General features: G+C 64.7%; 10 protein-coding genes. 9 read left to right on the forward strand and 1 reads right to left on the reverse strand.

All coding sequences use genetic code 11. The annotated features are described in order from the left end of the window. Nucleotides 1-4 precede the first annotated feature (4 nt). From PJE01S_RS22705 to PJE01S_RS22745, 9 genes are all read left to right on the forward strand, one after another. Nucleotides 5-841, forward strand: a complete 837-nt coding sequence (locus tag PJE01S_RS22705; protein WP_068835997.1) for a CbtA family protein — start codon at nucleotides 5-7, stop codon at nucleotides 839-841. After that, nucleotides 838-1,824, forward strand: coding sequence for a precorrin-3B C(17)-methyltransferase (gene cobJ / locus PJE01S_RS22710; protein WP_084389716.1), 987 nt, complete (start codon nucleotides 838-840; stop codon nucleotides 1,822-1,824). The genes PJE01S_RS22705 and cobJ overlap by 4 nt, the downstream gene beginning before the upstream one ends. Continuing rightward, nucleotides 1,821-2,171 carry a (2Fe-2S) ferredoxin domain-containing protein gene (locus PJE01S_RS22715; protein ID WP_068835998.1) on the forward strand — a complete coding sequence of 117 codons (351 nt, stop codon included), beginning with the start codon at nucleotides 1,821-1,823 and terminating at the stop codon, nucleotides 2,169-2,171. Before cobJ ends, PJE01S_RS22715 begins: the two co-directional genes overlap by 4 nt. Beyond that, nucleotides 2,161-2,922 (forward strand): uroporphyrinogen-III C-methyltransferase, encoded by a 762-nt coding sequence (cobA, locus tag PJE01S_RS22720; protein WP_068835999.1) that lies wholly within the window; start codon nucleotides 2,161-2,163, stop codon nucleotides 2,920-2,922. Before PJE01S_RS22715 ends, cobA begins: the two co-directional genes overlap by 11 nt. A gap of 5 nt (nucleotides 2,923-2,927) precedes the next feature. Then, nucleotides 2,928-3,509 carry a cob(I)yrinic acid a,c-diamide adenosyltransferase gene (cobO, locus tag PJE01S_RS22725; RefSeq protein WP_068836008.1) on the forward strand — a complete coding sequence of 194 codons (582 nt, stop codon included), beginning with the start codon at nucleotides 2,928-2,930 and terminating at the stop codon, nucleotides 3,507-3,509. A gap of 114 nt (nucleotides 3,510-3,623) precedes the next feature. Further along, nucleotides 3,624-4,298 (forward strand): 5,6-dimethylbenzimidazole synthase, encoded by a 675-nt coding sequence (gene bluB / locus PJE01S_RS22730; protein WP_068836000.1) that lies wholly within the window; start codon nucleotides 3,624-3,626, stop codon nucleotides 4,296-4,298. Then, entirely contained in the window at nucleotides 4,291-5,241 is a 951-nt protein-coding gene (gene cbiB / locus PJE01S_RS22735; RefSeq protein ID WP_068836001.1) for an adenosylcobinamide-phosphate synthase CbiB, read from the forward strand. Before bluB ends, cbiB begins: the two co-directional genes overlap by 8 nt. Continuing rightward, nucleotides 5,238-6,257 (forward strand): aminotransferase class I/II-fold pyridoxal phosphate-dependent enzyme, encoded by a 1,020-nt coding sequence (locus PJE01S_RS22740; RefSeq protein ID WP_068836002.1) that lies wholly within the window; start codon nucleotides 5,238-5,240, stop codon nucleotides 6,255-6,257. The genes cbiB and PJE01S_RS22740 overlap by 4 nt, the downstream gene beginning before the upstream one ends. Before the next feature lie 23 nt (nucleotides 6,258-6,280). After that, the gene (locus PJE01S_RS22745; RefSeq protein ID WP_084389717.1) at nucleotides 6,281-7,927 is read left to right on the forward strand and encodes a cobyric acid synthase; all 1,647 of its coding nucleotides are present in this window, start codon (nucleotides 6,281-6,283) and stop codon (nucleotides 7,925-7,927) included. Nucleotides 7,928-7,963: 36 nt separating this feature from the next. Here PJE01S_RS22745 and PJE01S_RS22750 read toward each other — a convergent pair. Further along, nucleotides 7,964-8,472 (reverse strand): hypothetical protein (locus PJE01S_RS22750; protein ID WP_339374695.1); only part of this gene is annotated, 509 nt, incomplete at its 5' end.

Genomic DNA, 8,472 nt, shown 5'->3' on the forward strand with positions numbered 1-8,472 from the left:
CACCATGATTTTTCAACGATTGGTCTGGTCCGCTTTGGCGGCTGCCGTGCTGGTAGGTGGCGTGCAAACCGGCGTGCAGCGCTGGCAAGCCGCACCATTGATTCTGGCCGCCGAGGTCTACGAGGAGCAGAAAGCCGAAGCCCCCGAACCGGTTGCGTCACTGACAGGTCATGTCCACGCCGAAGGTGTGGCCCATGGACATGAGCACGAACACGAACACGGCAGCGCCAAAGAATGGGAGCCTGAAAACGGTGCCGAGCGCATTGGCTGGACCCTGGTCGCCAACATCCTGCACGCCTTCAGCATGGCGCTGCTGGTGTTTGCGGTGATGGGCGCGTACTTGTACCAGCGCGGCGCGGCGATGGGCTCCATGGCCCTGGCAAGCGTGGTGGCGGCAGCGGGCTTTGTCAGCTTTCATCTCTGGCCCTCGCTGGGCCTGCACGCAGAAGTGCCCGGCATGGAAGCCGCACCGCTGCATGCACGCCAAGTCTGGTGGGCACTGGCGGTTGGCAGTGCGGCGCTGGCGTGCGGGGTGCTGGGCTTTACTCGCAGCCCTCTGCGCTGGGTGGCCGCCGCTGTGTTGCTGGCACTGCCGTTCATGGTTGGTGCGCCGCAGCTGAATGGCGATCCTTTGGCCGGTTTCAGTGCCGAGGCGCATGCGGCGTTGGAGCAGCTGGGCACGCAGTTCATCTGGGCCACGACCTGGGTGTCGCTGTCGTTCTGGGCGTCCATGGGGCTGGTATGCGGCGCGGCGTTCCAGCGCTGGCTGCGCCCCGTGCTGGAAGCCACTTTTGAACGTTCGAAGCCGTCTGCCTCAGCCGGCACGGCGGTGAACCCATGACCAGCCCCAAAGGCAAAATCATGCTGGTGGGCATTGGCCCCGGCAGCCACGACCATATGACGCAGCGCGCCCGCGCCGCCATTGCCGAGGCGGATGTGGTGGTGGGCTACGTCACCTACATCAAGCTGGTGGCCGATTTGCTGGAAGGCAAAGAAGTGGTGCGCAAAGGCATGACCGAAGAGCTGGACCGCGCGGTGCACGCGCTGGCCAGCGCCCGCGAAGGCAAGAAGGTGGCACTCATCTCCAGTGGCGACGCTGGGGTGTATGGCATGGCCGGGCCCACCTACGAGGTGCTGTTCCAGGCCGGCTGGACGCCCGAGTCCGACGTGCAGGTGGAAGTGGTGCCGGGGGCCTCGGCCATCAACGCCTGCGCGGCGCTGGTGGGCGCCCCCCTGACACACGACTTTTGCTCCATCTCGCTGAGCGACCTGCTCACGCCCTGGCCGGTGATTGCACGCCGGCTTGACGCGGTGGCGGCATCGGACTTTGTGGTGGCGCTGTACAACCCCAAGAGCGGCCGGCGGACCCAGCAGATCGTGCAGGCGCAGGCGCTGTTTTTGCGCCACCGCAAGCCCGATACGCCGGTGGCGGTGGTCAAGTCGGCTTACCGCAGGCGTGAGCGCATCGAGTTCACCACGCTGGACAAGATGAGCGACTGCGACATCGGCATGCTGACCACGGTGCTGATCGGCAACAGCCACACCTTTGTGCAGCACGGCCTGATGGTCACGCCGCGCGGCTATGCCAACAAGTACGACCTGGACGATGGCGGCAGCACCCGCGCTGGGGAAAGGGCGGGGCGCTCGCTGTCCACCGGCCTTTTGGGCTGGATGGAAAACCTGCGCGCCGACCATGCGGAGGGCATCAGCATTGCCGCGCTGGCCCAGCAACACAAGCTGCCTGCGGACTACATCGAAGCGGTGCTGAATGCGCCGGTCGAGGTGGAAGAGGCCGTGGCCAGCACCGAGGAATCGGAAGCATGAGCGAGATGGTCAAGCCCAAGATTGGCAGCTACAAACGCCATTTGCTGGTCTGCACCGGCCCGCGCTGCACGCAGGATGGTGCGTCACAGGAACTGTTCGACAGCCTGGGCGACAAGTTCAAGGCGGCCGGGCTGCACGACGGCGAGATGCGCGTCAAGCGCAGCCGGGTGAGCTGTTTTGCCGCCTGCAAGGGTGGGCCGGTCATGTGTGTGCAGCCCGATGGCACCTGGTACTACAACGTCACGCCCGCCAACATGGACCGCATCATTGACCAGCACCTGGTGGGCGGCCAGCCCGTGGCTGATCTGGTGTTTCATCAGGGACCGGGTGACTGCCATGACATTTGAGGCACAGGGGCAAACCAGCCGCGGGTTTGTGTCTATCGTGGGGGCGGGCCCCGGCCCGGCCGATTTGATGACGCTGCGGGCACTCGACCGGCTGCAGCGGGCCGAGGTGGTGGTGCACGACCGCCTGATCGCACCGGAAGTCCTGGCTTTGATCCCCGAGGCCGCCCAGCGTGTGTATGTGGGCAAGGCCCTGGGCAATCACGCCGTGCCGCAAGAGGGCATCCATGCGCTGCTGGTTCAGCATGCGCGCCTGGGGCGGCGCGTGGTTCGCCTCAAGGGCGGTGACCCCTATGTGTTTGGGCGCGGGGGCGAAGAGGTGCAGGCCCTGCAGGCGGCGGCCACTGCCTTTGAAGTGGTGCCGGGGGTGACTGCAGCCAGTGGCTGCTCGGCGGCGGCGGGTATTCCGTTGACCCACCGCGACCTGGCGGGCAGCTGTGTTTTTCTGCCCGGCCACCTGGCTGACGACGAGGCCACGCACGACTGGCAGGCCTTGGCGCGCCCAGGTCAAACCCGTGTTTTTTACATGGGCGTACAGCGCCTGGCGCAGATTGCCCACCAGCTCATCGCCCACGGCCTGGCACCCGATACCCCCGCTGCCATCGTGCGCGACGGCACCCGCGCCACGCAGAGCGTCATCGCCACCGGGCTGCGCGACCTGGTGGCACGCGCGCCGGCGTATGGCCCCCAGCCCGGCTTGCTCATCATTGGTGAGACCGTGCAACTCAGCCCCGATTTCAAACCTCCCCGGTGATTGCCATGCAAATTGAAACCCCACCTTCCGACAAGCCTTACGAGAAGCCTGAAGGCGAACGCCGCGGCCTCATCATCGTCAACACCGGCGACGGCAAGGGCAAAAGCACCGCCGCCTTCGGTCTGGCCCTGCGCGCGCAGGGGCGTCACCATGTCCACGGCAAGGCCGTGAAGATTTTTCAGTTCATGAAAGTGCCAAGTGCCCGCTTTGGCGAGCACCGCATGTTCGAGCAGCTGGGCATTCCCATCGAAGGCCTGGGCGATGGTTTCAGCTGGAAAAGCCAGGACCTGGAACACTCGGCGCAGCTGGCACGCGACGGCTGGGAAAAAGCCAAAGCCGCCATTTTGAGTGGTGAGTACTTCATGGTGGTGCTCGATGAGCTGACCTATCCGCTGATTTACGGCTGGATGCCGCTCGACGATGTGCTGCAGACGCTGCGCGACCGCCCGAAAGATGTGCACGTGGTCATTACCGGCCGCCGTTGCCCGCCCGAGATCATCGCGCTGGCCGATACCGTGACCGAGATGACCAAGATCAAGCATGCCTTTAATGCCGGCATTCCCGCCCAGCGCGGAATAGAAGATTGATTCTGTCTCTACTCCAATGCGATATGTCGTTGCCCCGCCTTGCCGTGCTACAGCACTGTCTGCGGCGGTGCGCCTAATCTCGCACCGAATTAGAAACAGAAGAAGGTTGTCCCAATGAATGTCTCAGCAGAATCCCACGCCTTCAGTGCCGCCGAGCAGCAGGCGGTCTACCGCGCCATTTACGAGCGGCGCGACATGCGCCATTTCAGCGGCGGGGTGGTGGCCGATGAGGTGTTGCAGCGCCTTCTGTCTGCCGCCCACCATGCACCCAGCGTCGGTTTCATGCAGCCCTGGCGCTTTATCCGCGTGCGCAGCCAGCCGCTGCGCGCTGCTCTGCATGCGCTGATCGAGCAGGAGCGCGTCCTGACGGCCCAGGCCTTGGGCGAACGTGAAGACGAGTTCATGAAGCTCAAGGTGCAGGGCGTTCTCGATGCCGCCGAAGTGCTGGTGGTGGCGCTGCCGCCAGGGCGCGAGCAGCATATTTTTGGCCGCCGCACCCTGCCCGAGATGGACCTGGCGTCTGCCGCCTGCGCCATTCAAAACCTCTGGCTGGCCGCGCGGGCCGAGGGGCTGGGCATGGGCTGGGTGTCTATCTTTTGCCCGCTGCAGCTGGCCCAACTGCTGCAAATGCCCGAAGGCAGCAAACCCATTGCCGTTCTGTGCCTGGGCCCGGTCCCGGCGTTTTATGACCAGCCCATGCTGCAGGCCGAGAAATGGGCGCACCGTGCGCCGCTGGCCGACATGGTGTTTGAGGACTGCTGGGCCATGCCGGCCGTACCTCATGAGTGACGGTGCGCCGCTTATGGCGGCGGCGTTGCTGCTGGCTTTGCTCATGGATGCCACATGGGGCGAACCGCCTTCCTGGGCGCATCCGGTGGTGGGCATGGGCAAGTACCTGTCGTGGTGCGGCAGGCTTTTGCCTGATTTGCGGCCCTTCCCGGCATTCGGCCTGGGCGCCTTGGCGTGGCTGGCCGGAGCGACTTTGATAGGTGGCCTGGCCTGGTTTGCTCAGCAGCAAATGGGCTCCAGCCTGCACCCGGTCATTGCTGCGTTGCTCATGGCGGTGCTGTTCAAGCCCATGCTGGCCTGGCGCATGCTGCGCACCGAAGTCGATGCGGTTGAAGCGGCCCTGCAGCAATCGCTGCAAGCCGGGCGCGAGCGCCTGTCGTGGCTGGTCAGCCGCAACACCGTGCTGCTCGATGAAAGCGAAGTGCGCGAAAGCGCGATCGAGTCGCTGGCCGAGAACCTCAACGACTCCGTGGTGGCCCCCATCTTCTGGTTTGTGCTGCTGGGTTTGCCCGGTGCCGCCATTTACCGCTTTGCCAATACCGCCGACGCCATGTGGGGCTACCGCGGGGTTTACAAGGGGAAAAATTGGGAGTGGGCGGGCAAGTGGGCGGCGCGGGCTGACGATGTGCTGTCGTGGGTGCCGGCGCGCCTGACGGCTTTGCTGCTGGCCCTCGCCGCCGGCGGCTTGCCTTTTAAAACCTTGCGGCTTGAAGCGGGTAAAACGCCATCGCCCAACAGCGGCTGGCCCATGGCGGCGATGGCGATGGCGCTGGGCGTCAGCCTGCGCAAGCCGGGTGTTTACACGCTCAACCCCCAGGGCAAACCGCCACAGGCAGCAGACACCGTCTCTGCGCAAAAACATGCATCAAAAGTGGTTCTGGCCCTCGTGTTGTTTGCGCTGTCAGCTATCATATTTATAGCGGTTGCACATTCTTCCTTATGAGTTCCCCGCAAACGCAATACCTGCGAATTCACGGCGGCCCCGACCCGCAGGGCGTGCCGCTGCATGACTTCTCCACCAACAGCAATGCCTGCGGGCCGTGCCCTCGGGCGCAAACCGCCGTCAGCCAGGCGGATGCCACGCAATACCCCGATGCCAGCTACACCGCCCTGCGTCGGCAGCTCGCGGCCTTTCATGGTGTAGACGTGCAGCGCGTGCTGCTGGCCGCCAGTGCCAGTGAATTTATTTTTCGCATCACGGCGTTGGTGGCGCAGCAGGGCGGGCAACTTGTTGGGCTGCCGCCGCACAGTTATGGCGACTATGCGCAGGCGGCCCGGGCGCATCGGCTGGCGGTGACGGACCTTGCCAGCGAGGCGCAACTGCGCTGGGCATGCGAGCCTTCCAGCCCGCTGGGCGCGGCGCAGGCCGGTCTGGAGGGTTTGGTGGATGAGACTTGCGCCTTCAATGTGCTGGACCGAGCTTACGAGCCCTTGCGCCTTGAGGGCGCGCTGGCGCTGTCCGAGGCCCGGTTGCAAGGCTTTTGGCAACTCTGGACGCCCAACAAGGCGCTGGGCCTGACGGGTGTGCGCGCTGCGTATGCCATTGCACCTGCGGGTGCCCATGGGCATGAGATCGCGCTGGAGCAACTGTGCCCCTCGTGGCCGGTCGGCGCACACGGTGTGGCCATGTTGCAGGCCTGGACCTGTCCTGACGTTCAGGCCTGGCTGGCTGGCAGCCTGAACACCTTGCGCGACTGGAAAGCGCGCCAAATGGCGGTGTGCGAATCCCTAGGCTGGATTTGCCTGCCCAGTCACGCCAACTTTTTTTGCGCCCGGCCTGCCGTGCCGGGGGGCGTTGCCTTGCCACAGGTGCTGGCCGAATTGCGCACCCAGGGCATCAAGCTGCGCGATACCACTTCCTTCGGCTTGCCCGGCCATGTGCGCATCAGCGTGCAGCCACCCGCCGCCCAGGACGCATTGCACAATGCCTGGCAGCACATCATCAGGACGGCAGCATGAGCGGAAAAAAAGCAAAAAGCGTGATGGTTTTAGGCACCACCAGCGGTGCCGGCAAAAGCTGGCTGGCCACCGCGCTGTGCCGCTACTACGCCCGTCAGGGCCTGAAGGTGGCGTCGTTCAAGGCCCAAAACATGAGCAACAACGCACGGGTGGTTGCCGGAAGGCAATTTTCCGACGGGCCGCCCCCAGGCTCACGAAGTGTGGCGGAGCCAAAATTAGCCCCCTCGGGGGGCAGCGCAGTACACGGAGTGTTCTCGAAGAGCGGCGTAGCCACAAGCGTGGGGGCCATGCTGGGCGGCGAGATTGGCAGCGCCCAGTACTTCCAGGCGCTGGCAGCGCGCGCCGTACCCGATGTGCGCATGAACCCGTTGCTGCTGAAACCCGAAAAAGACACGCAAAGCCAGGTGGTGCTGATGGGCCAGGTCAACCCCGAACTGTCGCGCATGGCCTGGCGCGGCCGCAGTGCCTCGGTCTGGCCGGTGGTGGCCCAGGCGCTTGACGAGTTGCTGCTGGAAAACGACGTGGTGGTGATCGAAGGCGCGGGTTCGCCGGCCGAGATCAACCTGAAATCAAGCGACATCGTCAACATGCGGGTGGCGCTGCACGCCAACGCGGCCTGCCTCTTGGTCACCGACATCGACCGGGGCGGCGCCTTTGCCCATCTCTATGGCACCTGGGCCATGCTCGATGATGCTGAAAAAAAATTGATCAAAGGTTTTGTGCTCAACAAGTTTCGCGGTGATCAGGCCTTGCTGGCGCCGGGCCCGCAAATGCTGCAAGACCTCACCGGTGTGCCGACCGTGGCCACATTGCCCATGTGGTGGCAGCACGGCCTGCCGGAAGAAGACGGCGTTTTCGATCACCGCAGCAGTTTCACGGCCCCCATGCTAGGCACTGGCGTGTCCTCGCTGCCCCACGAGGGGGCTGCCCGGCCTTGGGGCGGCCCGGCGGCTGGGGCGGCGCCCGCCGTGATCGCGGTCATCGCCTATCCGCGCATCAGCAACCTCGATGAATTTCAGCCGCTTAAAAACGTGCCCGGTGTGCGCCTGAAATGGGTGCGCAGCCCGGCCGAGTTGATGGACGCGGACTGGATCATTCTGCCGGGCTCCAAACACACCAGCGGCGACCTGGCCTGGCTGCGTGCGCAAGGGCTGGACCAGGCCATTGCCGCCCACGCCGGCAGAGGTGGCGCGGTGCTGGGCATTTGCGGCGGCCTGCAAATGCTGGGCGAAGCGCTGATCGACCCGCACGGCATCGACGGCAATGGCCCCGGCCTGGGTTTGCTGGCCGTCGTGACGGTGTTCGATGAAGCCAAGACCGTGCAGCACAGGCAGGCCGCTTTCGGCGAGTTGCGTGGGCAGTGGGCAGCCTTGTCAGGCGTTGAAGTGCAGGGCTATGAAATCCACCACGGCCAGACGGCCCCGCATGCGGCCATGGCGGCGGCTGGCGACATCGCCGGGCCGGTGATGCCGGAAGGCCTGGCCTGGCAAAACGCCGCAGGCAATGTGCTGGGCTTGTATTTGCACGGCATGTTTGAAGACCCGCGTGTGCTGCAGGCGCTGTTTGGCGCCACCACGCCCACACTCGATTCAGTGTTTGAGGCGCTGGCCGATTACCTGGACCAGCATTTCCAGCCGGGTGTTCTGCAGTCGCTGATCGGCGCGCAATGAGCTGAATATCGTTCGGGCTGGACCCTGGTCGAAGGGCTATCCCGGCACCCGCTTCACAGGCCCAAAGCAGGCCTGCAGCGACTCGGCTTTGCAGACGATGAACTGGTCGAGCTTTGGGCTGAACTGGATGAACCGGGTGACGCGCTCGTCCGATGCCTCATGCAAATCGCCCGAGCAGTCCCGTTTGCCGTTTCCATTTGTCACGGTCTCGACCACCTGGTAAAAGCCCAGCAGGCCAGGTTTGGACGGTATTTCGTAGTCGCCCTGCGTGACTTCCTCACCGCTCGTTCCCAGCCATGTGCCATTGGTGCGGTATTGCCAGGTTTCAGCGCATTGCCTGCCCGGCAGTGTCCAGGTCCAGGTTCCCACGATGGGGTGCTGCGCTGGCGCGGCGGTTGTGGCGGGTGCGGTCGATGAAGGCCCGGCCGCTTGCGCCGAGGCAAGGCTGCAAAGCAGGGCGGCGAGAAGGGGCAGTTTTCGCAATGTGTAAATCCTGATGGTGAGGTCCATGGGCGAGACTTTCATGGCCGCTATTGTGGAGCAAA

The organism is Polaromonas jejuensis NBRC 106434, assembly GCF_001598235.1.
Lineage (GTDB): Bacteria > Pseudomonadota > Gammaproteobacteria > Burkholderiales > Burkholderiaceae_C > Polaromonas > Polaromonas jejuensis.

Excerpts from the sequence above, each read along its gene's own strand:
- PJE01S_RS22705 (WP_068835997.1), top strand. The coding sequence starts at position 5 with ATGATTTTTCAACGATTGGTCTGGTCCGCTTTGGCGGCTGCCGTGCTG.
- cobJ (WP_084389716.1), top strand. The coding sequence starts at position 838 with ATGACCAGCCCCAAAGGCAAAATCATGCTGGTGGGCATTGGCCCCGGC.
- PJE01S_RS22715 (WP_068835998.1), top strand. The coding sequence starts at position 1,821 with ATGAGCGAGATGGTCAAGCCCAAGATTGGCAGCTACAAACGCCATTTG.
- cobA (WP_068835999.1), top strand. The coding sequence starts at position 2,161 with ATGACATTTGAGGCACAGGGGCAAACCAGCCGCGGGTTTGTGTCTATC.
- cobO (WP_068836008.1), top strand. The coding sequence starts at position 2,928 with ATGCAAATTGAAACCCCACCTTCCGACAAGCCTTACGAGAAGCCTGAA.
- bluB (WP_068836000.1), top strand. The coding sequence starts at position 3,624 with ATGAATGTCTCAGCAGAATCCCACGCCTTCAGTGCCGCCGAGCAGCAG.
- cbiB (WP_068836001.1), top strand. The coding sequence starts at position 4,291 with ATGAGTGACGGTGCGCCGCTTATGGCGGCGGCGTTGCTGCTGGCTTTG.
- PJE01S_RS22740 (WP_068836002.1), top strand. The coding sequence starts at position 5,238 with ATGAGTTCCCCGCAAACGCAATACCTGCGAATTCACGGCGGCCCCGAC.
- PJE01S_RS22745 (WP_084389717.1), top strand. The coding sequence starts at position 6,281 with ATGGTTTTAGGCACCACCAGCGGTGCCGGCAAAAGCTGGCTGGCCACC.